Source organism: Ruegeria sp. HKCCD6119 (assembly GCF_013110585.1).
GTDB lineage: Bacteria > Pseudomonadota > Alphaproteobacteria > Rhodobacterales > Rhodobacteraceae > Ruegeria.
On the sequence record NZ_WVQV01000002.1, the window covers coordinates 452,822 to 475,142 of the forward strand.

Annotated in this window: 23 protein-coding genes; 6 read left to right on the plus strand and 17 right to left on the minus strand. The window is 60.1% G+C overall.

The window, feature by feature from the left end; all coding sequences use genetic code 11:
- Nucleotides 1-6 precede the first annotated feature (6 nt).
- Nucleotides 7-1,002, plus strand: a complete 996-nt coding sequence (locus GS611_RS09505; protein ID WP_171634986.1) for a hypothetical protein — start codon at nt 7-9, stop codon at nt 1,000-1,002.
- On the opposite strand, the gene GS611_RS09510 is transcribed toward GS611_RS09505, so the two are convergent.
- The 6 genes from GS611_RS09510 to fdhD are packed head-to-tail and all read right to left on the minus strand — an operon-like array spanning nt 999 to nt 6,204.
- Entirely contained in the window at nt 999-1,592 is a 594-nt protein-coding gene (locus GS611_RS09510; protein WP_371732239.1) for a GNAT family N-acetyltransferase, read from the minus strand. The two genes, GS611_RS09505 and GS611_RS09510, sit on opposite strands and share 4 nt — an antisense overlap.
- Nucleotides 1,589-3,634 carry a gephyrin-like molybdotransferase Glp gene (gene glp / locus GS611_RS09515; protein ID WP_171635172.1) on the minus strand — a complete coding sequence of 682 codons (2,046 nt, stop codon included), beginning with the start codon at nt 3,632-3,634 and terminating at the stop codon, nt 1,589-1,591. The genes GS611_RS09510 and glp overlap by 4 nt, the downstream gene beginning before the upstream one ends.
- Nucleotides 3,635-3,654: 20 nt before the next feature.
- A complete protein-coding gene (mobB, locus tag GS611_RS09520; RefSeq protein WP_171634989.1) occupies nt 3,655-4,146 on the minus strand; it encodes a molybdopterin-guanine dinucleotide biosynthesis protein B in 492 nt (163 codons plus the stop codon).
- Nucleotides 4,143-4,787, minus strand: a complete 645-nt coding sequence (gene mobA / locus GS611_RS09525) for a molybdenum cofactor guanylyltransferase MobA (RefSeq protein WP_171634991.1) — start codon at nt 4,785-4,787, stop codon at nt 4,143-4,145. Before mobA ends, mobB begins: the two co-directional genes overlap by 4 nt.
- Nucleotides 4,784-5,320 (minus strand): hypothetical protein, encoded by a 537-nt coding sequence (locus GS611_RS09530; RefSeq protein ID WP_171634993.1) that lies wholly within the window; start codon nt 5,318-5,320, stop codon nt 4,784-4,786. The genes mobA and GS611_RS09530 overlap by 4 nt, the downstream gene beginning before the upstream one ends.
- Nucleotides 5,317-6,204, minus strand: coding sequence for a formate dehydrogenase accessory sulfurtransferase FdhD (gene fdhD, locus GS611_RS09535; protein ID WP_171635177.1), 888 nt, complete (start codon nt 6,202-6,204; stop codon nt 5,317-5,319). Before fdhD ends, GS611_RS09530 begins: the two co-directional genes overlap by 4 nt.
- A gap of 49 nt (nt 6,205-6,253) precedes the next feature.
- Between fdhD and GS611_RS09540 the strand changes: the two genes are divergently transcribed.
- Together GS611_RS09540 and GS611_RS09545 are read left to right on the plus strand one after the other, a co-directional pair.
- On the plus strand, nt 6,254-6,970 hold the full coding sequence (locus tag GS611_RS09540) for an AzlC family ABC transporter permease (protein WP_171634995.1): 717 nt from the start codon (nt 6,254-6,256) through the stop codon (nt 6,968-6,970).
- Entirely contained in the window at nt 6,967-7,299 is a 333-nt protein-coding gene (locus tag GS611_RS09545; protein WP_171634997.1) for an AzlD domain-containing protein, read from the plus strand. Before GS611_RS09540 ends, GS611_RS09545 begins: the two co-directional genes overlap by 4 nt.
- Here the strand turns inward: GS611_RS09545 and GS611_RS09550 are convergent.
- The 7 genes from GS611_RS09550 to GS611_RS09580 form a co-directional block, all read right to left on the minus strand.
- Nucleotides 7,288-7,920: a hypothetical protein gene (locus GS611_RS09550; protein ID WP_171206074.1), complete on the minus strand. Its 633-nt coding sequence runs from the start codon at nt 7,918-7,920 to the stop codon at nt 7,288-7,290. The two genes, GS611_RS09545 and GS611_RS09550, sit on opposite strands and share 12 nt — an antisense overlap.
- 17 nt (nt 7,921-7,937) lie before the next feature.
- Nucleotides 7,938-8,072, minus strand: a complete 135-nt coding sequence (locus GS611_RS09555) for an aa3-type cytochrome c oxidase subunit IV (RefSeq protein ID WP_050604020.1) — start codon at nt 8,070-8,072, stop codon at nt 7,938-7,940.
- Nucleotides 8,073-8,161: 89 nt separating this feature from the next.
- On the minus strand, nt 8,162-8,701 hold the full coding sequence (locus tag GS611_RS09560) for a hypothetical protein (RefSeq protein WP_171206075.1): 540 nt from the start codon (nt 8,699-8,701) through the stop codon (nt 8,162-8,164).
- On the minus strand, nt 8,688-10,529 hold the full coding sequence (locus tag GS611_RS09565; RefSeq protein ID WP_171635000.1) for a glycerophosphodiester phosphodiesterase family protein: 1,842 nt from the start codon (nt 10,527-10,529) through the stop codon (nt 8,688-8,690). The genes GS611_RS09560 and GS611_RS09565 overlap by 14 nt, the downstream gene beginning before the upstream one ends.
- A gap of 56 nt (nt 10,530-10,585) precedes the next feature.
- Complete coding sequence (locus GS611_RS09570) at nt 10,586-11,038, minus strand: DUF6173 family protein (RefSeq protein WP_170346311.1); 453 nt, start codon at nt 11,036-11,038, stop codon at nt 10,586-10,588.
- 4 nt (nt 11,039-11,042) lie between these two features.
- Entirely contained in the window at nt 11,043-12,089 is a 1,047-nt protein-coding gene (locus tag GS611_RS09575) for an MBL fold metallo-hydrolase (protein ID WP_171635002.1), read from the minus strand.
- On the minus strand, nt 12,089-13,792 hold the full coding sequence (locus tag GS611_RS09580; RefSeq protein ID WP_171635005.1) for an acyl-CoA dehydrogenase: 1,704 nt from the start codon (nt 13,790-13,792) through the stop codon (nt 12,089-12,091). Before GS611_RS09580 ends, GS611_RS09575 begins: the two co-directional genes overlap by 1 nt.
- 138 nt (nt 13,793-13,930) lie before the next feature.
- Here GS611_RS09580 and GS611_RS09585 point away from each other — a divergent pair, with 138 nt between their 5' ends.
- Nucleotides 13,931-14,881: an L-threonylcarbamoyladenylate synthase gene (locus tag GS611_RS09585; RefSeq protein ID WP_171635008.1), complete on the plus strand. Its 951-nt coding sequence runs from the start codon at nt 13,931-13,933 to the stop codon at nt 14,879-14,881.
- Here GS611_RS09585 and GS611_RS09590 read toward each other — a convergent pair whose 3' ends face one another.
- Nucleotides 14,882-15,436 carry a YqgE/AlgH family protein gene (locus tag GS611_RS09590; RefSeq protein WP_171635010.1) on the minus strand — a complete coding sequence of 185 codons (555 nt, stop codon included), beginning with the start codon at nt 15,434-15,436 and terminating at the stop codon, nt 14,882-14,884.
- 145 nt (nt 15,437-15,581) lie between these two features.
- On the opposite strand from GS611_RS09590, the gene GS611_RS09595 reads away from it, so the two are divergent.
- Together GS611_RS09595 and GS611_RS09600 are read left to right on the plus strand one after the other, a co-directional pair.
- A complete protein-coding gene (locus GS611_RS09595) occupies nt 15,582-16,394 on the plus strand; it encodes a protein-disulfide reductase DsbD domain-containing protein (RefSeq protein ID WP_371732240.1) in 813 nt (270 codons plus the stop codon).
- Between the two features lie 4 nt (nt 16,395-16,398).
- On the plus strand, nt 16,399-16,848 hold the full coding sequence (locus tag GS611_RS09600) for an NUDIX hydrolase (RefSeq protein WP_171635014.1): 450 nt from the start codon (nt 16,399-16,401) through the stop codon (nt 16,846-16,848).
- On the opposite strand, the gene GS611_RS09605 is transcribed toward GS611_RS09600, so the two are convergent.
- The 3 genes from GS611_RS09605 to moaB form a co-directional block, all read right to left on the minus strand.
- A complete protein-coding gene (locus GS611_RS09605; protein WP_171635016.1) occupies nt 16,815-20,216 on the minus strand; it encodes an efflux RND transporter permease subunit in 3,402 nt (1,133 codons plus the stop codon). The two genes, GS611_RS09600 and GS611_RS09605, sit on opposite strands and share 34 nt — an antisense overlap.
- Nucleotides 20,217-20,221: 5 nt before the next feature.
- Nucleotides 20,222-21,670 (minus strand): efflux RND transporter periplasmic adaptor subunit, encoded by a 1,449-nt coding sequence (locus tag GS611_RS09610; RefSeq protein ID WP_171635019.1) that lies wholly within the window; start codon nt 21,668-21,670, stop codon nt 20,222-20,224.
- A 106-nt stretch (nt 21,671-21,776) separates the two neighbouring features.
- On the minus strand, nt 21,777-22,319 hold the full coding sequence (gene moaB / locus GS611_RS09615; RefSeq protein WP_171635021.1) for a molybdenum cofactor biosynthesis protein B: 543 nt from the start codon (nt 22,317-22,319) through the stop codon (nt 21,777-21,779).
- Nucleotides 22,320-22,321 lie beyond the last annotated feature (2 nt).

A 22,321-nucleotide genomic window follows, 5' to 3' on the forward strand; every position in this document is an offset into this window, starting at 1 on the left:
CATGTAATGTCGGGGCCAAAACCTGACCCGGAAACCGAAAAGCCGACGTCGCTGGGCATCTATGATCGCCCGAAGACTCCGGCTGTCACCGAAATCGAGATTGCCGCACTGGTACTCAGCCTGATATGGCTGGTGGTGTCGGTCGTCTTTCTCGTGCTGCCCGGTCAGGGGCAGAACGGCGGCTTTGTCGTCGCCTTTCTGGCCGTGTTCATGCCCGTGGCGATGATCTGGGTTGCGGCCACCGCGATGCGCGCCAGCCGGGTGATGCGAGAGGAAAGTGCGCGGTTGCAAACGGCAATCGACGCGATCCGGCAGGCCTATGTGGCGCAGCAGCAGCGCGCCTCCAGCACCTATGAACCTGCGGTGACAAAAAAGCTGGATGAAATCGCTGCGGCCACACGGAAAACCGAAGACGCCCTGGCAACGTTCTCGACCAAACGCACAGCGCGCTCTGCAACGGCCGCGCAGAGTTCCGCTCAGGGCGACCAGACCTCGTTGGAGCTGGGCACACCTGCGGAAGAGATCACACCGCCGCTGAGTACCGAGGTTTTCATCCGCGCCCTGAACTTCCCCGAAACGCAGGATGACACCGAGGGGTTCAATGCGCTGCGTGTTGCATTGAAGGACCGCAAGACGGCACAGCTTGTGCAAGCTTCGCAGGATGTTCTGACGCTGCTCAGCCAAGAAGGAATCTACATGGATGACCTGCGGCCCGACAAGGCCCGGCCAGAAATCTGGCGCCAGTTCGCCCAGGGCACACGCGGGCGCGCCGTGGCGGCGCTGGGGGGGGTACGCGACAGATCCTCACTTGCGCTGACGGCAGCCCGGATGAAACAGGATCCGATTTTCCGCGACGCCGCGCACCATTTCCTGCGCCGGTTTGACAAGATGATGGCCGAGTTCGAACCCACGGCAAGCGATGCGGAACTGAGTGAACTGGGTGAAACCCGAACGGCCCGCGCATTCATGTTGCTGGGTCGCGTGGCGGGCACGTTTGATTAATCCGCCCCGACAATCCACGACATTTTGGTCGCGCTGCTGAAATTGAACAGATACTTCAGCGGTCCGGTTTTTTCTTGACCCCAGGGCTGGAATCCCTCGCGCTCGTAAAGGCTGCGGGCGCGGGGGTTCGTGTCGATGACATCAAGCTGAACCTCTGAGATGTCTCGGTTGCGGGCCTCGGACTTGATGGCATTCAGCAATGCCGTGCCCACTCCTTTGCCGCGCGCCTCGGCAGCGACAAGAATGCCATCCATCTGGAACACGCCCGGTTTCAGTTCGCGCTCCAGCACGCTCAGAACCAAGGCGCGCCAGGTCGCCCCGAACCAGCCATAGACCCGCGCCAGATCAGACATATTGCCCCCCGCAAAAGAGCCGTCGCGTGTCTTGAAACCTGCCAGCCCCAGCATCCGGCCCGCTTCATCCCGTGCAACCAGCGCGAAATCCGGGTTCAATGCGATTTCAAAGAAAGCCAGTCCTTTTTCGTCCGGCCCCATGACTTTGCCCAGCTTTGCCGCAAATGCCTGCCAGAAAAGTGCCGCCGCTTGCGCGCGTTCCTGATCGGCGAACCCTCTGGAAATCGTGACCGTCACAACCCGAAACTTCCATAAGGAAGGAACCGGACCATATCGCCCGGTTTGACATGGCGCGCACCGTCCTCGATTTCAACCAACCCTTCAGCCCAGCTGAGGCCACTGATCCGGCCTGATCCTTCCGAGTGGAAGACCTCGGCCCGCCCGTCCCGCATTCGGGCGCGCAGATATTCCCGGCGACCGGGCTTCTTGCGCTTTTCAAAGGCGGCAGGCACTTCGAAACCTTGCGGTTCAGCCCAGCCTTCGCCGGACATCAGCCCCAAGGCCGGACGCGCGAAGATCAACGTACAGACCATGGCGGCAACCGGATTTCCGGGCAGGCCAAACACCGGCACGCCAGACCACAAACCCAAAGCCAGCGGCCGCCCGGGTTTCAACGCAATGCGCCAGTGCTGCATCGCTCCGGCCTGACGCAAAAGGGCCGAAACATGGTCTTCGTCACCCGCTGACGCGCCGCCACTGGTCAAAATCACATCCGCCTGCTCTGCGGCCTGATCCAATCGATCCCGCAAGGCGTCCCGATCATCGGAAACACGCCCCATATCCACGGGTACGAACCCCATACGATCGATCAAGGACAGCAGCATCGGGCGATTGGCGTCGAAAATCTGACCCGGACCAGCGTTCTCTCCGGCTTCGACCAATTCATCGCCTGTAGAGACCACGGCCACGCGAAGCGGTTTGCGCACGTTGACTTCGGCAATCCCCACGGCAGACAGCAGCGCAAGATCGGCAGGGGTCAGCCTGCGCCCGGCAGGAAGGGCGATATCGCCTGCGGCCACATCTTCTCCCGCGCGCCGTGTGTTGGCGCCTTTTTTCAGCGGGCCGTGGAAGGCTATGTGGCCGTCCTTGACCGTGACATCCTCTTCCAGAATGACCGTGTCGACACCGGCGGGCAGCGCCGCCCCCGTCAGCACGCGCAAGGCCCGGCCTTCAGGCACGTCACCGTCGAACGGGATCCCTGCCGCCGCGCGCCCGTCAACCAATGGCATGATCTGTGGGCCATCAGGGGCGGGACCGGCAAACCCGTACCCATCCACGGCCGAATTCGGTTGCGGCGGATTCGAGCGTCGGGCGACCACATCCCCGGTCAGAACGCGCCCGCATGCCAGGGTCAGCGCCATCGTCTCAGACGCGGTAATCGGGTGCAGCCTGTCACGCAAACAGGCCAGCGCCTCATCCACCGGTGTCCAGTTGACCCCGGCGGGCAACGCGAAGCAATCGTTCCGCAACGGGGGCGGGGCTATGTTCGGCTTGTCCTGAGGTACACCCAATATCCAACCTTCCTCTGCCGCTGAGACGTTCAATTGCGCATCCAACTCCTGCTCTGTCAAACGCGACAGAGTCAAGGCGACCTGTTCAACCTGCCAGGCATCCTTGATCCGCCCATCCGGTGCAGCGCCAAGGGTCAAAGACGGCCAGATTTCCACGAAGGCAACAGGTTTATCCAGCGGCTCGAACGGCCAGACCGAGATTTGCCCGGCAAACCGGTGGCGAAGCCGGTTCAGAATCGGCAGCCCCATCATGACTTGGCCACCAACCGCGCCTGCCCCTGCCATCTGCCAGCAGGTGAAGCTTCCTTTTGCCAAAGTCTCAACGACACGACGGTTCGGGAACGGGTTGGAATAGTCCGATTTGGTACGCGGCAGGCCGTTAATATCTCGGCGCAATCCATTCATCCAGAACGGACCACGGCCGCCAAACTGAAGGTTGATCCGACCCGCCAGATCAAAGCGGTTGTTGGCCTTCGGAGAATCCTCGACTTGTTGGTCGAACCAATCCCACAACACCAGCGGATCGTCCGTTCCGGTCATCGCCCGTGCGAAGCCGCAAGGATATCCAAAAGGAAAATCGAACCCAAGAAGCAGACGGCGACCGGCCTTAAGCTCGGCCCGGATCAGAGCATCCAACCTCTGCTCGGCTATCCGCCTGTTGCGCAGGTATTCGGGGTCAAACGCTTTTCCGTTTCGTGCAATGCAGGCCCAGATCGCATCCTTGCGCGGGGTCGGCCCGGTGTCGTTTCCGCCAGACCAATCCACCATTGCAAAGGTCTGGAACAGGCTCACAAACCAACCTCTTTCAGGATGAAGTCAGCAATCCCGGCAGTATCGTCCAGATCATAGACCGGGCGGTCCAAATCCAGCGGAGTGTCGCTGGCCACGGCGCGGATGGTGCCATTTTCAGGTGCCATCAGCACATGGCCCGCCGCGGCGCGATACGCTTCGATCTTGGGGTGGACCTCGCGCTTGAACCCTTCGACCAACACCAGATCGACCGGCGAGAGCCGCGCCAACAGCTCGGCCAGCGGCGGTTCAGGCGCGCCCCGCAATTCCTGCATCAAAGCAATGCGTTGCCCCGAGGCAAGCAGCACCTCGCTGGCCCCCGCAACGCGGTGCCGGTGACTGTCGGTGCCCGGCTGATCCACATCGACACTGTGATGCGCGTGCTTGACCGTAGAGACCGTAAAGCCCCGGCCTGTGATCTCGGCCACCAGCCGTTCCATCAGCCCGGTTTTGCCGGCATTCTTCCAGCCCGTGACGCCATAGACCCTCATGCCTGCTCCAACAGTGTTCGGGCACGATCCAGATCTTCAGGCGTGTTGACGTTGAAAAACGGATCAAACGGGTCGGCGCAAAACAAAGCCTCGCGCCCGTCATGTTTGTCAGTCCACAACACCACCTTGCGCAACCCGTCCATCAGCGCCGCCCGCAGATCATCGCGCAGCGCCACGGGCCAAAGCCCGAATGTCGGGTGACGGTTGACTCGCTTGCCGCCACCGGATTTGAGCGCCTCGTCGCCCGAACGCGGCGTGGTAGCCAAAACCAACGGGTGTACCTGCCCTTCCGCAGCCTGCGTCAGTCGCGCCACCAGATCGCGCGGGAAAAACGGCGTATCCGCAGCAGCTGTCACGATGCTGTCCGCCCCCTGCTCTGCCGCCCAGTCGAGCCCGGCCAGCACACCGGCCAGAGGCCCGGCGAACCCTTCGATCGTGTCAGGCAGGACGGGCAGGCCCAGATCAGCGAAGCGCTCAGGGTCGCCATTCGCGTTCAAGGCCAGCCCACTTACCTGTGGGGACAAACGGTCAATCACATGGGACAGCAGGCTCTGCCCCCCGATCTGCAACAGGCCCTTGTCGCCGCCGCCCATACGTGTGGCCTGCCCGCCTGCAAGAATGATTCCGAGCGGTTTCGTCATGATAAATCCTCGATTTCCGGCCATTTTCGGAATTTCTCCAGCGGTGTGAAAATCCAAACCCCGTTGCCCGCACCCAGCCAAATGAAACACAGGCTCAAAGGAAGTCCGGAAAAGCCGGCCAAGACATGGCTCAAGCGAATGAAAGCGGAAAAGAGCACCAAAACCGTCACAGGCGCGAAAAACGCCCAGAACAAGCACCGATACCTGCGAAGTGATCGACTGATTTCGCCTGGCAAAACGACTGAGTCTGGCAAACTTTGAAGAAGGATACGTTGCAATACGGCGCGTTGTTTTTGCACCGCCAATCCCCAAGCTGCCCATCCCATCCGGAATGGGGCAAACAGGTCGAATGTGCCGATGTATTCTCTTGCCTCCCACCCCAATCGATCCAAAGTTTCTTCGTCCAACCGCGCCATCCCATCTACGATTGTCCGTTTGCTGCGTGCGTAGTTTCGTGCAGCAAGAATGCTCAGCGGCAAGATACTGACTGCAACAACAAACAAGAAAAAAAGTCTAAGGGTTTCCAAAATCATCCTGCACTTTTCCGGCGGTGTTTCCTGTCTTCGACAGCAACGGTTGACGGGTCCACGTCGCGCAGCAGGCGATCCTCACCCGACAGGCACACAAAGCGCTGGCCGCGCATCCGCCCGATCAGCGTCAGCCCGACCTCGCGCGCGATCTCGACGCCCCAGGCGGTGAAGCCCGAGCGGGACGCCAGTACCGGAATCCCCATCATCGCCGATTTGATCACCATTTCGGATGTCAGGCGACCAGTGGTATAGAGGATCTTGTCCTCGGCACTTTCTCCTTCTGACAGCATCCAGCCTGCGATCTTGTCGACGGCGTTGTGGCGGCCCACGTCCTCCATATAGACCAGCGGGCGGTTTTCACGGCACAGGACCGTGCCGTGAATCGCTCCGGCTTCGAGGTACAGCGACGGAGTGCGGTTGATCTTCGAGGCCAGATCATACAGCCAGGAAGTTCGCACCTGAACCTGTGGCAGTTGTACGTCTTCCAGGCCCTCCATCATGTCGCCAAACACAGTACCCACGGCACACCCACTGGTGCGGGTCTTTTTCTTCAGTTTGTCTTCATAAGATGTTTCGCGCGCGGTTCGGACGATCACGGTTTCAAGGTCGTCGTCATATTCCACGCGCGTGATTTCATCATCCGACAGCAGCATCCCCTGATTGCGCAGAAAGCCCAGCGCAAGATATTCGGGATAATCGCCAATCGTCATCGCCGTCACGATTTCCTGCGAATTGAGAAAGATCGTAAGCGGGCGTTCCTCGACCACAGATATCTGGCTGATTTCACCGTTCTGATCCACACCCTCGACCGCTCGGGTCAGGCGCATCGCAGCCGGATCAGGGGCGATAAGATAGTCCGACAGATCGAATTCCGTGGCCAATTGCAACCCCTTCCCAAGACAGTTACTGCTGCATGAATCACCATAGGATTTAGCCATGGCCTCTGCCACATCCAAGTCATACTTCTGGAAAGGTTTTCGGGATGGGACGCCGTTTGTCTTCGTCGCCGTGCCCTTTGGCCTTCTGTTCGGTGTTTTTGCGACCGAAGCCGGGTTGACCCTTGTCCAGACGATGGCTTTTACATCGACCGTTTTTGCAGGTGCCGCGCAATTCGCGGCGTTGCAATTGTTGCAGGACAACACCCCGACCGTGATCATCATAGTCTCGGCGCTGGCTGTGAATCTGCGTATGGCGATGTATTCCGCATCACTGACACCTTACCTGGGTTCCGCGCCCATGTGGCAGCGTGCCTTTGCGGCATACCTGACCGTGGATCAATCTTATGCCTGCTCGATCGTGCGGTTCGAGAAAGAGCCCGACCTGTCAGTGCCGCAACGGATGGCTTATTTCGTGGGCTCTGTCACGCCGATCACACCGCTCTGGATTCTGGGCACTTATCTGGGCGCAGTGCTGGGTGCGCAAATACCGGAAAGCTGGGCACTGGATTTTGCCCTGCCGATCACCTTTCTGGCCATGATAGGGCCGATGATGCGGACCTTTGCACATGTGGTCGCGGCCCTTGTGGCCATTGCGGTATCTTTGCTGACCGTCGTAATCCCGTTCAATCTGGGCCTGTTGATCGCCGGATGCGCTGGAATGATTGCCGGAGCACAGGCGGAACTGATCCTCGAACGTAGAAAGGCGCAGTTATGACTCAGCCCGATTCCGTCACCATCTGGGCCATTATCATCGGGCTTGCCATAGGCAGCTATGCGCTGCGCTTTGTCTTTATCGGTTTTGTGGGTGATCGCCCAATGCCGCCTTGGCTGCTGCGTCACCTGCGATATACAGCAGTGGCCATCCTTCCTGCATTGATCGCACCGCTGGTCGTTTGGCCCTCTGCCACCGAAGGGCAGCCTGATCTGCCACGTATGTCGGCGGCAGCCGTTGCCCTGGCGGTGGGAGTGATCAGCAAAAACGTGATAGCGGCCATCTTTTCCGGGGCCGCCACGCTCTATGGTCTGCTTTATCTACTGAGTTGAGACAGCGTCGAGCTGGTTGAGACGCGCATTGTTTGCCGCCAGCCCCTTTTGCAGATCCGCATCGTCATTTTCCCGATATTCTTCGGTCACGACGCCCGGAATCTGCGCGAACTGTTCCGACAGGTTCACCGGATAGAACGTCACATCAATCTGCTCGAACCCCGGTACCTGCTTCAACAGTTGGGAAGTCGAGTTGGTGCAGAACGCGCCAGCGACCGGACCGGATTGCTTTGCCAGTTGCAAGGCGATTTCAGCCTGTTGCGGGCTCACCTGAATGGTCTGTATGCGGGCATAATGCGTCTCGCGCGCGTGCGAGCTGCGATAAGCTCGTTCGACCGCCGGGGTAATGCCGTAAAGCACATCATCCTTCACCGGAACCACATCCGCCCGGAACGAACCGGCAGGGTCAAAGATCACCCGCTCGCTGCCCGAGATCATCAACGACGTATGCGCGCCCGATCCGGTGCGTGTGTTGATCATTGTGTACAGCGTCAGGGTCGCTGGCCCCGGATCACGGTAGGACCGGGACACGATTTCGTTCCGATCCGCCTGTGGTCGGTTCGAATTGGCGCAGCCCGCCACTGTCGCTGCCAGCAAGCAAGCAATCAATATCCTGAGCAAGTCAGCCCCCGAAACAATTAGGAGGCGAAAACCGCCAGGAACAGGCAAAGGAAGGCAATGGCGACCACACACCACGTGGTGGCTTTGATGAAACCGTTGAATGTCTTGGTTTGGACCGTGATGTCCATTTCGCCGTGCTTGTGTTCAGCCATGAGTCTCAGATTCCCAATTCGCGTGTTTGATCTGTTGGATAATAGAAAACAGAACGCCTGTCACCACGTCATTCGCGCGCAGGACGCTGTTACTTGAGAACCGAACAACCGGGATACCCGAACCCCCACCGCCAGGGCAGGCCGCTGCACGGCCCGCCACCGAATCGCACCGCCCCGTACATTGCATCCGCAGTGATCGCGTGCACGCTGCGAATCTGTTCAGGCGACATGTCGTACTGGTCGGCATAGTCCTCGGCATGGTTGTCTCCGTGCTGCACCACACAGGCGTGCAAGGCGTCATCTGCTGCCAGACGTGCCTCATAGCTTTCGCTGGCTGTCTCTGCACCGCCAGCGTTGTGATATGCCCGGTCGTGGATGACGCAGCAGTACTCCCACGGCGGGTGCTCTTGATATAGCGCGCCAACCTGTGGGAATTGCTTTGCCACCCAGCGCCAACTGGCTGACAACCCGCCTGAACAGCCATCGGTTTCAAACGGCGTCAGTTCGGCGTCCTTGCTTTGCTCGATCAGGGCGCGGTGGCCCGGCATCTCAAATCCGCGCATCAGATCCTGTGCCCATGCCGACAGTGGCAGCAGAGACAGAAACAGCGCCATGTTAAGGACTTTCATCGCGCATTGCCTCTGTATCGACCTGCAATCCAAAGGTGGTTGCCAGCCACAGCAACAGCCGCTCGCCCGGCCCCATTTCAGCGCGGACGCGCAAAACCTCATTGGCCATGGCCGGGCGGTCGGTAATCAAACCATCCACACCCATCGAGGCCATCCTGGACATCTGCAACGGATCATTCACCGTCCAGACATAGATATCCTTACCAGCGTCCTGCACTTTGCGGATCAGCCCGGGTGTAACCATGCCTGCATTGACGGCGACAAATTCACCTTCCAGCCCCGACAGATCCCCAATGGCCGTGGCCGCCAGCACACCAGAGCGCCAGTCGGGCCGCAACTTTTCCATCTTTTGCACGGCCGGGTATTTCAGCGACATGGTGGCAACGTCGTTCTGCATCCCTAGCTCTTCGACAAGGCCGATCACCCGATTTTCCAGATCGACGTCGTGACCATAATATTTCAGCTCGATAAGAACCTTCGACTTGCCCTTGGCCGCTTCCAGAACCTCTCGCAGGGTCGGGGTCCGCTCTGCGGCGTATTCCGGTCCGAACCAGCTGCCAATGTCGATATCAGCAACATCCTGCATCGTCGCATCCCAGACCTTCAGGTTGACGCCGGCCAACTTCATGAAATCGCTGTCATGGGCCACGACAACTACATCATCCGCCGTTTCCTGAACGTCTATCTCAACCCAGTCCGCTCCATCCTCGATCGCTTTCAGGACCGAGGCCATTGTGTTTTCAGGTCGCAAGGCCGCAGCGCCCCGATGGCCGATGACCTCGGCTTGATCCGGCGCCTGCACGCGTTCCAGCAAGCTTTGCCCAAGCCAGAAGCCCACGCCCAATGCGGCCGAGGCCGTCGCGACAGTGACAAGAACCGGCACGCGAATCCTTCGGGGTTCGGGATGGGGAACGTCCTTGGTCTCAGCTTCAAAGAAGCCGTCCAGCAAGACCGCCAATGCGCCCAGCGCCGTCGCCGCCAGAACCAACCCCGCCAGGGACCAAAGCCCCGCAATGATCAGGCTGAGGATCAACGCCAGTCTGAGGCTGCCGCCTTCCTGCAAGGGCACAACTGCAAACAACAGACTGGCCACCGCCGCAATCAAAGCTGCAATCACAAGCCGCAGTCCCAGCCAAAGGGCAAGCTCGATCTTCAAACGCCCGCGCTTGCCTTCCATCTTTTGTTCGCTTTTCGCAAATGCTCCGCGTGGTGAGGCCCCCTCGAACAGGACCAGATGCAACGCCAGCGCCCATCCCGACAGACGGCGGATCAACACCCATGCCAACGCAAGAACGACAAGCCCGATCAGTACCACGGCCACCTGAAAGGCCGGAGGGTGGAATGTCAGGTAATAGTTGATGTCATATTCCGTCAGCGTCCACCATGCGATCAACCCCGCGACGGCCACAAACGGCAGGGCAAGCAGCAGGACGCGCAGGATGAACCGAACGGCAAATCCGAACAGCGCCGGAAAGCGGGACAGGTTCAGTGCCAGTGCCGCACTGCCTGCGCGCCAAGGGTCATTTTCTCCCATACGCAAGGACCCGGCCATGACCGCGAACACAATAACCTCAGCCAGCAAAAACAGACTGAGTACCGCAACACCCGCAATGAACCCTGCCGGAGACAGCAGGAACATCGCAATGTCCTGATCGGTCAGAGCGGTCTGATTTGACAGAGAGACCGCCAGATTGACAGCCACAGCCACACCCGGCGCGATCAGCGCCACCAGCAGCAAGCGCACAGCGACATAAATTGGCACAAAGACCCGGCGCCGTTCCCAGGCACCTGCATAGGCATGTGTTACTGCTTGAAAAAATCTTGTCACGTGGGCGCCTCCGGACTGATGCAGTCATTCAAAGGCGCGCAAGCGTGAATTGCAAGTCAGCTGTCTTCCAGATCCGCCGCCAGACGGAAACCGATGCGGTTGGCGGGTTTGTCCTCGACCGATTTGGGCAGGGCGCGCAGCATCACGTTCAACTGGCTGACATGCTGCACCAATTGCGTGCGGGCCCCGGTTCCGTCGGATCCGTAAAAGGTGATCATGTCGGGGTCGAAATACCCCATCCCTTCGATCCGCATGACGCCGGCATCGCCGCCGGTAAAGCCCATCGCGACTTCGTGATCGCCGTCCAGAGTCTTTTCAAAGTTCTGGATATACATGATCAGACGCTCGTAAGCCCATTGCGCCGGGCTTTTGTTGGCAACAGGCTTCTTCAACCCCTCGGGCAGGTCCTTGGCCCCGGATTCGGCATTGGGATCCGCGTGCACCTCGTGACACCGCGGCAAAGCGGCGGCTTCGGCGGCCTCGGCCGAGGTTTCGATCTGGTCCTGCATTCTTCTACCCTTTGCGCTGATACAGCCATGCCCCGTCAGCGCGTTGCGTCCGAGTTACTGCACCAATGTGGTAGAGATGATTCACATGCGCAACCGCCTCAACCAGCGCAAGCCCATATTCGCCTTCGCGGATCGTGCGTTTGAACAGGGGCAGAAAACAATCTGCGGCCGCTCTGGGTTGATCCAGATGTTTCAACAGGCGGCCCAACGCGCCGTGGTGGTTGTCGATCAGCTGTTTCATCCTCAGCGGCAGGCCCGAAAACGGCAGCTTGTGCCCGCCCAGAACCAGATGATCGGGCCGGGCAAGCGTCTGCAACCGCTCGCAGGCTTCCAGCCACGCTGAAACCGGATCGGCCATCGGTTCCGTGGCATAGACGCCCAGATTGGGACTGATCGAGCTGAGAATCTGATCGCCGCTCAACACCAGATTGTCGTCACGGCTCCAGAAGGTGGCGTGTTCCGGCGCGTGGCCATTGCCCATATGCACATCCCAGTCGCGCCCTCCCATTCGGATCACGTCGCCCTGCTTGATCCGGGCAAAGCCCAACGGCATGGGGTAAACCGTGTCGGCAAAGTTGAACGGACGATCCTTCATCCGCGCATTCAGAACCTCGGGTGCCATGCCGGCGCTGCGATAGAAATCAAGCGTTTCCTGCGGCCATGTCTCTTGCACATCCAGCGTCAGCATCCGCGCGAACAGCCATGAGGTGCGGCTTGTGACCAGCTCAGCCCCGTGTTCCGACTGAAACCACCCGGCATTACCGACATGGTCTGGATGATGATGCGTCACCACCACACGGGTGATCGGTTTGCCTTTCAAAGGCCCGCCCATCAGGGTTTCCCAGATACGCCGCGTCTTGTTCGACGACAGCCCGGTGTCAATCACCGTCCAACCTTCGCCATCGTCCAGCGCGTAGATATTGACGTGATCCAGCGCCATCGGAAGAGGCAGGCGCATCCACAGTACACCCTCGGTAACTTCGACGGCTTCACCCGGCGCGGGCGGTTCAGCCCACGGATATCTGATCCCCGATACGCGATCCCCGTCCATCACGCCGCCAACTCATCCGGGCTGAGCGAAAAGAGGTCACCCGCACCGCTTTGCACCCGCGTCAGAAGCCCGGAATGCTCGGGCAACAAGGCGTTGATGTAGTAGCGCGCCAGTTTGGCCCGCGGTCCTTCCGGATCGGCCAGTGCCGCGGACAGGTGATAATGCCCGCCAAGAACCCGGGCAAACGCCTGAAGATAGGACGTTGCGCCTGCAAATCGGTCGTTCATGTCGTCCTGTGCCACCAACCATTCGGTTGCCTCGCGCAGGGTTTCTGTTGCTTCCCACACTGGACCGGCCAGATCGGGCATCGTCGCGCGCGCGCGCTCGGCCTGTTCTTCGATCTCGTCCAGAAGGTTCGACGCCGCCTCGCCCCCGTCCATCATTTTGCGTGCAACAAGGTCCATGGCCTGAATGCCGTCGGTTCCCTCGTAAATCGCGGTCACGCGAACATCGCGGGAATATTGCGCCGCGCCTGTTTCTTCGACAAAGCCCATTCCGCCATGCACCTGTACGCCGGTTTCGGCCACGCGTATCCCGGTCCGGGCCCCAAAGTTCTTGCCGATTGGCGTCAACAACGCGGCCCGCGCGGCCCAATCGGCGTCGCCGGTGGCTTTCGCCATGTCAATCGCGGTCGCATTGGCCAGAAGAATAGCCCGAGCGGCAAAGATATCGGCGCGCATATCCATGATCATGCGACGCACATCCGCATGATCGATGATCGTACCAGAAGGCGTCCTGCCCTGCTTGCGTTCCAGCGCATAGGCCAAAGCGTGCTGATAGGCGCCTTCCGCAACGCCCACACCCTGGCCACCCACGCCCAGGCGGGCGTTGTTCATCATGGTGAACATGGCCGCCATACCGCCATGTTCCTTACCGACAAGCCATCCTTTGGCGCCGTCATATTGCATCACGCAGGTGGGTGAGCCATGCAGGCCCATCTTGTGTTCGACGGAAACAACCTTAAGGTCGTTGGCCAGGCCGGGATTGCCATCCGCATCGGGGATGTATTTCGGCACCAGAAACAAGGAAATGCCCTTGGTGCCGGGCACACCATCCGGCAGACGGGCCAGAACCAGATGGCAGACATTTTCAGCAAAGTCGTTGTCGCCCCAAGAGATGAAGATCTTCTGCCCGGTCACCGAGTATGTGCCATCACCATTTGGCTCGGCCTTCGAGGTCAGCGCACCCACATCCGATCCGGCCTGAGCTTCGGTCAGGTTCATGGTCGCAGACCACTCACCCGAAATCATTTTGGGCAGATACAGCGACTTCAATTCGTCGCTGGCGTGGTGTTCCAACGCCTCGATCTGGCCCTGCGCCATCAGCGGAGCAAGTTGCAGCGACAGGCAAGCGGCGCTCATCATCTCGTTCACGGCAGTGGTGACAGCCATCGGCAGGCCCATTCCGCCGAATTGGGGATCAGCGCTGATCCCGATCCACCCGCCTTCGGCAATCGCCTTCCAGCCATCGGCATAACCCGGAGAGCTGCGCAGCACGCCATTCTCAAGCCGAGCCGGTTCCAGATCACCGGCACGCTGCAACGGGGCCAGAACCTCTTCGCTCATCTTGGCCGCTTCGGTCAGGATGGCCGTGACGACATCGGCGCTGGCATCTTCGAAAATCTCGGTGGCGGCGACCTGGTCGAACCCGACGACATGGTCCAGCAGAAATTGATAATCTGAGATTGGGGCGCGATATGGCATGATTTCTCTCGGGGTCTAACGGATCAGAATACATCGGCGGGCTTGGAATCAAATGCAAGCGCCGGTAAGCGTGTGGGCCTGAACCGATTACGTACCTTACCTCAAGTTCCAGGCAACCAAAACGCGGCGTCATCAGATATGATCTCATCCGGCACACAGGAATTGACGGCAGATCCCGGCGGCATCGCGCAGGCTGCCGATTTTTTGCGCCAGGGTCTTCTGGTCGCTTTTCCGACCGAAACGGTCTATGGCCTTGGCGGCGATGCCCGCAACGGACAGGCCGTCGCATCGATTTACGAGGCCAAGGGACGGCCCAGCTTCAACCCGCTGATCGCCCATGTCGCCTCGGTCGAAGCGGCCCAGCGCTTTGTGCAATGGTCGGATCTGGCCGAGCAGCTGGCACAGGCCTTCTGGCCCGGTCCTCTGACCCTGGTTCTGCCGTTGCGCGAAGGGCACGGGGTTTCCTCGCTGGTGACCGCCGGGCTGGACACTCTGGCCGTGCGGGTGCCTGCGCATCCGACGGCGCGTGCGCTGCTGGCCGACTTTGACGGACCGGTCGCGGCCCCTTCGGCTAATCCCTCGGGTCAGATCAGCCCCACGACGGCGGCTCATGTGTGGTCCGGTCTTGGCGGACGGATCGCGGCAGTTCTGGACGACGGCCCCTGTGCGGTGGGGCTGGAATCCACCATTGTCGGTCTGGCCGGAGAGCTCACATTGCTGCGTCCGGGCGGCGTTGCGTTGGACCGGATCGAAAGCGTGCTGAACCTGCACCTGCACCTGCACCAATCCGGCGATCTGCTGACCGCTCCGGGGCAATTGCAGTCGCATTATGCGCCCGACGCCCCGGTCCGCCTGAACGCCACTGCGCGTCACGGGGATGAGGTTCTGCTGGGCTTTGGAGCGGTGGATTGCGACCTGAACCTGTCTGTCGAAGGACGTCTGACCGAGGCGGCCGCGAACCTCTTTGCAGCCCTTCACAGATTGAACGAGACCGGCCGACCAATTGCCGTATCTCCGATCCCGAACACCGGATTGGGGGCTGCAATCAACGACCGGCTGCGCCGCGCCGCTGCGCCACGCGACAGCTGATCAGGCCCGGCCTGCGCTGGCGGACAACGTCAGAGGGTCCACCCCTAGCGTCGCCAAGGCAGCTTCCCATTTTTCGTCATCAGGCACGTCAAAGACAAGTTTCGTCGTCGCTTCGGTGGTCAGCCAGCCGTTCATCGCGATTTCGTCCTCAAGCTGACCTGGCCCCCAGCCGGAATAGCCCAGCGTCAGCATCGAATTCAGTGGTCCGCTACCAGAGGCCAGATCTTCAAGCACATCCAGCGTCGCCGTCATGCTGAAATCCGCGGAAATTTGCATCGAATGCAGATTGGCCTCGTAATCGGCGCTGTGCAGGACAAATCCGCGCGACATCTCGACCGGGCCACCGAAATGCACAAGGCGCTCTCCGATCACCGGGATACTGCAGGCAATGTTCAGTTGCCCCAGCAACGTCTTGATTCGCAGATCCGAAGGCTTGTTCACGATCAATCCCATGGCGCCATCGTCGCCATGGCTGCACATATACACCACCGAATGGTCGAATCGCGGATCGCCCATTCCGGGCATCGCAATCAACAGTTTTCCGGTCAGGTCCATGGGCCTTCATCTCTTTGTCCGTTCACGTCAACAATGGCCCTGCCGCACCCCAGTTTGCAAGAGACCAACCCGTATTTCGACAGATTTCAGCGCGGTGACCGGATCGTGACTTGGAATCCGCGCCATCGACGCGCATTTATGGGGTATGAAGATGCCGATCAAACCCACCGCCGTCGCCGCGCTCGCGTGTCTGAGCCTGTCCGTTCCAGTTGCCGCGCAAGATTTGGACAACGTGGTTCGGCTGGATGTTCTGGATGGTGGTCGGACGGCCAACGGCACCTATATGTCCGCGTTGAAACTAACGCTCAAGGATGGCTGGAAAACCTACTGGCGCGCGCCAGGAGATTCCGGCATCCCGCCCGAGTTCGACTGGAAGCGATCCAGAAATGTCGGCCAGGTGGAAATCATCTGGCCCTCGCCCGAAATCTTTGATCAGAATGGCCTGCAATCGATTGGCTATGAAAATCAGCTGGTCTTGCCCATCAAGGTCACTCCGCGCAACCCGGCAAAACCGGTCCGTCTGAAAGGCAAGATGGATCTGGGGGTCTGCAAAGACGTTTGCATACCGGAACGCCTGGATTTCGACCACACGCTGGACGCCGAAGCTGATCGCAACCCGGCGATTGCCGCAGCGATGGCGCAAAGGCCCTATTCCGCGCGCGAAGCCCGTGTCACCAAGACCACCTGCAACCTGACGCCCACGAAAGATGGGATGCGGATCGAGGCGCGGATGACGATGCCGTCCGCGGGCGGTCGAGAAGTCGCCGTGATCGAACCCGGCAATCCTTCGCTTTGGGCCTCGCAACCCGTATCTCTAAGGCAGGGGGATACATTGGTGGCCGAAGCAGAAATCATACACGCATCAGGTGCACCTTTTGCGCTGGACCGGTCCGAGATCCGGATCACCGTTCTGGGGTCTGACCACGCGGTGGATATTCTGGGCTGTAGCGCGGGCTGAATGCATGAGCCAATCCCCCAAGATCGGTGCATTGGCGGTTGTTCTGCATCAGGACAAGGTTCTTCTGGTTCAGCGCAGCAAACAGCCGGACAAAGGGCTGTGGGGGTTCCCCGGCGGCCACGTAGAGTGGGGTGAAACCGTTCTGCAGGCGGCGCAGCGTGAGTTGCGGGAAGAAACCTCGGTGATTGCGGAACCGTCACACTACCTGAGAAATCTGGATCTGCTGCGTCACGACAAGGCGGGGCAGGTTTTGTCCCATTACCTGTTGGTCGGCGTTGCCTGCCGCTATCAGTCCGGCACACCACAGGCTGGTGATGACGCGCTGGATGCCCACTGGTTTGCCATCGAGCAGATACGCCGGGGCGACCTGCCGATGAGCGCGCGGGTCATCGACCTATTGGAACACGCGATCCGCGCGGATCAGGCATCGGCCGATCTTGTCAGCCGCCCATAAAGCAAACCTGACAGGATCACGCTCAGGACCACGATCAGAATCGCCCCGGCCAGGAATGCACCCAACCCCATTCGCAGCACCGCAATGCCATCTCCACCCGCATAGAGGCCTTGCAGCACGCCAAGCGGCGCGCCTGAAACCGCGGGCCAAATCATCGTCAGGCCGAACCAAACAGCCAATGCGGCACCGGTTGCCGCCAGCGCCCCGCGAACCACCCGGTCGGGTGCCCGCGCGGCACGGCGCATGGCTGTCATCGGACGCGCCACGTCATTGAGGATCGCCAGCAGGGCAGGCACCAGAATCAGAACCAGCAACATCCCGAACCCAAGCCCGTAAACCAGCGTGATCACGGTCGGCTTGAGGAATTGCGCTTGTTGCGAACCTTCATAAAGCAACGGTGCAAGTCCAAGAACCGTGGTCAAAGTGGTCAGCATCACGGGACGCAACCTGTCTGCGGTACCTTCGACAATGGACGGAACCAGACCACGGTCTTTTTGATACGCATCTATCGTCGTCACCAGAACGATCGAGTCGTTGATGATAATCCCCGTCATGCCCAGCAACCCGACCACCGTGAACATGCTGAGCGGCACATCCCAGATGTAGTGGCCCCAGATCGCACCAACGAGGCCAAAGGGTATGATTGCCATGACAACCACTGGCCGTGTCCAGCTGGCGAACACCCAGGCCAGAACAAGGTAGATACCTGTCAGGCACAGGATCAAACCGGTGCGGGCTTCGGCAAGGAATTCATTCTCCTGTTCACTCAGGCCCGACATGCGCCACTCGACTTGCCGTTCGGCAGCGATATTCGGCAGGATTTCTTCCTGCATCGCCCGTTCGATTTCAGCCGCGCGGGCCGGATCATCCTCGGAGATGTCGCCATAGACCGAAACAACCCTCAGGCCGTTTTCGCGCCGAACCGTCGAGAAACCGGATTCACGCTCGACCGAAACGATGTCGGCCAGCGGTACGTAAACCCCGTCAGGAGACCGCATGAGTGTACGCTCGAGGAAATCTGCCGTCAGTTCGCCTTCAGGCAGTTCCACACGGATCTCGGCACTGCGCGGCCCGTCCGGGAAAGTTGCCGCTTCGATACCGTTCAGGCGATTGCGCAGGGCGCGACCAAGCGTTTCAATCCGGAATCCCAGCGCCTCTCCCTGTGCAGTCAGGTCCAGGATGAACTCTTCCTTGTCATAAGCCAGGTTGTCTTCCAGCGCCGAGACTTCGGGAAATTTCGACAGCTCGGCCTGCAAGTCTTCGGACGCGGCCTTGAGAACGCTCACGTCCGAGCCGAAAAACTGCACGTCGATGGCGTCGCCACCCGGTCCAGAGCGCCACCCCCGGAAGCTGATCACTTCGAGCTTGGGATGGCGCGGCGCGAATTCCTGCAACTCTCCGACGAATTCGAAACTCGAATAAGGGCGCAGATCGGCATCGATGAGTTCGATCGAGATACCACCCAACAAACTGCCATCCTTGCCATCCGCAGCAGCCAGCTGTCGGCCTGCATTGCCGCCAACCTCGGCCAGGACATAGTCGATCGGATTGCGCCCATGACGCTCTTCATAGATCTGGCCCAGGTCATTGACCGCCTTTTGCAGAAGGCGCATCATTTCCAGCGTATCCGATCGCGCCGAACCTTCGCGCATGATAAAGCCGCCGGTCACGGAACTTCGCTCTGGTGCATTGAAGAAACGCCAGTTCACGTCGCCGCGAATGAACAGTGCAACCTGGCTGGCCAGTACCGCGATCATCAGCGCCACGACGACGTAGCGTGCCCATATCACCCAGGCGATCAAGGGGCGGAACAGGTGATCCCGAACCCAACGGAAACCACGGTTGACGACCCGGTTGGGCAGATCATACCAGTGTTCCTTGGCCGAATGCGCGATGGCGTGCGCCATGTGATTGGGAAGGATCAGAAAGCATTCGACCAGCGAAGCGATCAAAACGGCGATCACCGTAAAGGGAATGTCGCGGATCAATTCTCCGAATCGTCCGCCCACCAGGGTCAGACCGAAAAACGCGATTACCGTCGTGACAGTCGCAGCCAGCACCGGCATGGCCATCCGCCGCGCCGCACGTTCCGCAGCCACAACAGGCGGCTCACCCAAACGCCGGGCGCGGAAATCCGCGTGTTCCCCCACCACGATGGCGTCATCAACCACGATGCCCAGCGTGATGATCAGGCCGAACAGCGAGACCATGTTCAGCGACAAGCCCCCCAGATACATCAATGCGATTGCGGCCGACATCGCCACGGGGATACCCGCCGCAACCCAGAAGGCGATGCGCGCGTTGAGGAACAAGAACAGCAGGCAGACGACAAGGCCAAGACCCATCAACCCGTTGTTGACCAGGATGTTCAATCGGTCGGTTATGGCCTGGGCGCGGGTGCGGATCAGCTCAATCTTCACACCTTCGGGCAAGCTGGCCTGCATTTCACGGGCAACATCTTCGACCGTGTGCTGGATGTCTATCGCATCGCCCAGATTTGACCGATCAACCCGGATGGACATGGCCGGATCGTCGCCGACGAAATAACTGCGATACCGTGTGACACCTTCGACCCGAATCCTGGCAATATCACCGACCTTCAGCTTCGACCCGTTGGCAAAGGTCCGCAGCGCGATGTCTTCGATCTGCTCCGGGGTCCTCTTTTCGGTTCCGGCCCGGATACGCGCACCTGCGCCCTCAACCTCACCAGCGGGATCGGTGCTGACCTCGGCCGCAATCGCGGACGCGATCTCTTCCATGGTGATGTCATTGGCGATCAATTGCGCCGTTGTGATCTCGACAATGATCTGAGGCGCGGCAATGCCCCTGATTTCGGTTCGCGTAACCCCTGCCGAAAACAAACGGTTGATGAACTCATCCGTCAGCTTCGCCAGTTGATTGGTGTCGGTGGGGCCACTGATAACGACATCCGTTACCCGATCCCGCCAAGCGCCGCGTCGAATTTCAGGTTCTTCCGAGCCTTCGGGCAGATCCGTCACACCGTCTATCGCGGTCCGGACGTCTTCGACCGCGCGGGACATGTCCCAGTTCGGCTCAAACTCCAGTCTGACGCGGGTCCAACCTGGGTGGGAACTGGCCTCGGTACTGGTTACCCCTTCAACGGCCAGCAGCGCAGGTTCCAACAACTGCACGATACCGGCATCCATGTCCCCGGGGCCTGCACCTTCCCACGAGACGGTCACATCAACGCGTTCCAGAATGACATCCGGAAAGAACTGCGCCCGCATGTTCGGGATAGCTGCCGCACCCAGAACCAGCATCACCAGCAACAGCAAATTGGCCACCGTCCGGTGCCGTGTGAAATAGCTGAGAAGGCCCCCCGCTGCGCCAGGTATCTCGCGCATCATGACGCTCAGCCCCCGGCCTTGGTTTCAATGCGCCGCACCAGAGATGAAGGGACGCGCGCTTCGCGCAACTGACCGAGAACCTGAGTTTTCTCATCCTGAGGCATGGTTTCGCTGGCCTCGACCCGGGCCACGAGTTCAGCGCGTTTCGCATCTGACAGTTCGACCATGCCCGGGTCTGCCCCGGCCTCAAGCCGCAAGGGGCGCACCCGCACGCCAGATCCAAGCAACGGCGTGCGTCCGATCACAACCTCGCGCCCTTCCAACCCGTCGCCCCGCAGCAAAACCTCGTCACCCTGTCTGCGGACAAGCTGCACCGGCAAACTTTCCAGGCGGTCATCCGCACCCAGCACGAGAACCGTTCCCGATGCGTCCAATGCCGAAGACGGCAAGCGGAACACATTGGCAAGCGGTTGTTCCTGAACCGAGACGGTGACGAAATCTTCGGGCTTGAAACCGGACGCCTCTTGCAAACGCGCATAGATCAAACGTCCGGTCTGACCCTCGCCCGCAGAACCGCTGTCGCGGCTGATATGACCAGTCGCGGTCAGATCGGTGCCCGTCACCTCAAGCGAAACCGTGACCGGTGCGTTGATCAGCCTGTCATTCTCGTCCAACAGACGTACATATTGTGCTGTCGACACCCGGAACGCCACTTCAAGAGCGTTTGGATCAACCAGTTCAGCCAGTTTTTCATTCGCCGACACCAACCGCCCTTCCACAAGCGTCACATCGGTCAGAGTGCCGCTGAATCCGGCCCGAATGGTCATATCGTCAAGATCGCGTTCCGCTGCCTCCAAGGCAATCACCGCGCGCGCCAACAACGTCGTTGCCTGATCGACGCGAGATTCAGCCTGTGCAAGCGCGATACGACGCGCCAGCACGGCCTGTTGTGCCGAAGCAGCCGCCAGTTCCGCCTCTTCCACGCTGGCGGCGGCGCCTACCCCTCGGGCCTCCAGATCGCGTTGCCGTTGCAGCGCCCGTTCCCGCAGTTCGGCTTGCGCCTCGGCCGATTTCAATTCGTCCTGCGCCAGCAGCAAAGACCGTTCGGCATCACGTTCTTCGAATTGTGCGTCCAAAAGATCGGACTTGGCCCGATCCAGCGCGGATTGGGCATCCGCCGGATCCAGTTCAACCAGAACTTCCCCGGCAGTTACCGTTCCGCCATCCACGAAATCCTCTGCCAGGGCGACAACGCGGCCACCCAGTGCCGCGCGCAATTCCAGCCTGCGCCGGCTCTGGACCTCTCCGAATGCTTCGAGATATGGGATTACGGTTTCCGCCTCGGCCTGACGTACGGCAACCGCGAAGACCCGTTCGCGGGCCGCGGGCGCCTGGTCCTCACGCGTCAGGACGTCCTGAACGGCACCCATGATGATCTGCGCGGCAACAAACAGCAGAGCAAGCGTCAGGAACGCCAGAAAGATACCGACAAGACTCTGCCGTAGAAATCGCATCAAACAGTTACCCCGGTTGCACCAAGCTGCCGTCCACAACATGTAGCCGGATCACGAATTATGCCAAGCCACAAAGCGGTTATACGGAATTGAACGTACGACCAGTCTACTTCCGTCGCAGATGTTCGTCCAATCTGGGCATTATTTCCACAAAATTGCAGGGGCGATGCCGGTAATCGAACTGTTTTTCCAAAATCCCATCCCACGCATCCTTGCAGGCCCCCGGGCTGCCGGGCAATGCAAAAAGGTATGTTCCCCCCGCAACCCCCCCGGTTGCGCGGGACTGCACCGCCGAAGTGCCGATTTTCTCCATCGAAATGACGGTAAAGACAGTACCGAATGCGTCGATCTCTTTTTCGTACACGTCCCGATGCGCTTCGACCGTCACGTCCCGCCCGGTCAGACCCGTTCCACCGGTCGAGATCACGACATCGATCTGCTCATCAGCCACCCATGCCCGCAACTGATCGGCGATCTGGTCGCGCTCATCCCGGATGATCTGGCGGTCCGCAACCACATGGCCCGCTTTTTCGATCCGGTCCACCAATGTCTGCCCCGAGCGATCTTCGTCCATCGATCGGGTGTCCGAAACGGTCAGAACGGCAATTCTGACGGGGATGAACTCCTTGGTTTCGTCAATGTGCGACATCT

Bases quoted from the DNA above. Each gene is read 5' to 3' on its own strand.
- GS611_RS09505 (WP_171634986.1), top strand. From the start codon at position 7: ATGTCGGGGCCAAAACCTGACCCGGAAACCGAAAAGCCGACGTCGCTG.
- glp (WP_171635172.1), bottom strand. From the start codon at position 3,634: ATGGTGGATTGGTCTGGCGGAAACGACACCGGGCCGACCCCGCGCAAG.
- mobB (WP_171634989.1), bottom strand. From the start codon at position 4,146: ATGAGGGTCTATGGCGTCACGGGCTGGAAGAATGCCGGCAAAACCGGG.
- mobA (WP_171634991.1), bottom strand. From the start codon at position 4,787: ATGACGAAACCGCTCGGAATCATTCTTGCAGGCGGGCAGGCCACACGT.
- GS611_RS09530 (WP_171634993.1), bottom strand. From the start codon at position 5,320: ATGATTTTGGAAACCCTTAGACTTTTTTTCTTGTTTGTTGTTGCAGTC.
- GS611_RS09540 (WP_171634995.1), top strand. From the start codon at position 6,254: ATGGCCTCTGCCACATCCAAGTCATACTTCTGGAAAGGTTTTCGGGAT.
- GS611_RS09545 (WP_171634997.1), top strand. From the start codon at position 6,967: ATGACTCAGCCCGATTCCGTCACCATCTGGGCCATTATCATCGGGCTT.
- GS611_RS09555 (WP_050604020.1), bottom strand. From the start codon at position 8,072: ATGGCTGAACACAAGCACGGCGAAATGGACATCACGGTCCAAACCAAG.
- GS611_RS09560 (WP_171206075.1), bottom strand. From the start codon at position 8,701: ATGAAAGTCCTTAACATGGCGCTGTTTCTGTCTCTGCTGCCACTGTCG.
- GS611_RS09570 (WP_170346311.1), bottom strand. From the start codon at position 11,038: ATGCAGGACCAGATCGAAACCTCGGCCGAGGCCGCCGAAGCCGCCGCT.
- GS611_RS09575 (WP_171635002.1), bottom strand. From the start codon at position 12,089: ATGGACGGGGATCGCGTATCGGGGATCAGATATCCGTGGGCTGAACCG.
- GS611_RS09580 (WP_171635005.1), bottom strand. From the start codon at position 13,792: ATGCCATATCGCGCCCCAATCTCAGATTATCAATTTCTGCTGGACCAT.
- GS611_RS09585 (WP_171635008.1), top strand. From the start codon at position 13,931: ATGATCTCATCCGGCACACAGGAATTGACGGCAGATCCCGGCGGCATC.
- GS611_RS09590 (WP_171635010.1), bottom strand. From the start codon at position 15,436: ATGGACCTGACCGGAAAACTGTTGATTGCGATGCCCGGAATGGGCGAT.
- GS611_RS09595 (WP_371732240.1), top strand. From the start codon at position 15,582: ATGAAGATGCCGATCAAACCCACCGCCGTCGCCGCGCTCGCGTGTCTG.
- GS611_RS09600 (WP_171635014.1), top strand. From the start codon at position 16,399: ATGAGCCAATCCCCCAAGATCGGTGCATTGGCGGTTGTTCTGCATCAG.
- GS611_RS09605 (WP_171635016.1), bottom strand. From the start codon at position 20,216: ATGATGCGCGAGATACCTGGCGCAGCGGGGGGCCTTCTCAGCTATTTC.
- GS611_RS09610 (WP_171635019.1), bottom strand. From the start codon at position 21,670: ATGCGATTTCTACGGCAGAGTCTTGTCGGTATCTTTCTGGCGTTCCTG.
- moaB (WP_171635021.1), bottom strand. From the start codon at position 22,319: ATGTCGCACATTGACGAAACCAAGGAGTTCATCCCCGTCAGAATTGCC.